Source organism: Vibrio sp. Y176 (genome assembly GCF_033438945.1).
In genome coordinates this window covers 1-866 of record NZ_JAWOQS010000247.1, presented here as the reverse complement: position 1 = coordinate 866, position 866 = coordinate 1, and the positions used below count along the sequence as shown (strand labels likewise).

1 protein-coding gene is annotated in these 866 nt (G+C 45.3%); it reads right to left on the bottom strand.

Annotated elements, in window-relative coordinates:
- On the bottom strand, positions 1–669 hold a 669-nt coding region (locus tag R7O13_RS25350; RefSeq protein WP_318305006.1), incomplete at its 3' end, for a Clp protease N-terminal domain-containing protein.
- Positions 670–866 lie beyond the last annotated feature (197 nt).

Below are 866 nucleotides of genomic sequence, written 5' to 3'. Positions count from 1 at the left end.
AATTCGCTGCGCCAAGCCTTCCACAATTGCGGTTTTACCCACACCAGGCTCACCGATGATCACTGGGTTGTTTTTGGTGCGACGTTGCAATACTTGAATCGTGCGACGAATTTCATCATCTCGACCAATTACAGGATCCAATTTGCCTTGCTCAGCTCGCTCAGTTAAATCGATGGTGAATTTTTCAAGAGCCTGACGTAGCTCTTCAGCATTTGGATCATTGACCTTTTGACCACCTCTGATCTTTTCAATCGCTTGACTCACTTTTTGCTCGGTGAGCCCCACTTCTTTAAGTAGTTGCCCTAAAGGACCGCGATCTTCTAATGCCGCAAGCAAGAAGACTTCGGACGAGATGTAGGAGTCTTGACGCTTTTGAGCCACTTTGTCACACAGATTGAACAAAGTCCCCATCGAGCTAGAAAGCTGCACATCACCACCGATGCCACTCACCTTTGGTAATCGATCAAGCATTTCGCCCAGCTTTGAGCGGAGATGAGTTACATCCACGTCCAGCATTGTCAGCAATGGACGAATTGGACTGCCATTTTGATCAAGCAAAGCCACCATTAAGTGAACTGGCTCGATGTACTGATGATCGCGCCCTAACGCTAGTGATTGAGCATCAGAGATAGCGATTTGAAACTTACTGGTAAATCTATCAAGACGCATATCGACCTTCCTAACCTCGATTAAAGAGAATTCTTTTGACAGTAGAAAGATGGATACTCAGTGGGGGAATTTCAAGGGAGTGAATGAATAAAGATAGCTTTGCAAAAATAGAACTATGCATCTCAGCTCTTTTGAGCTTTATGGGGCTTACTCTTCAATCCAGATAAACGTAGCTTGCCTTCCTGTCACACCATCTC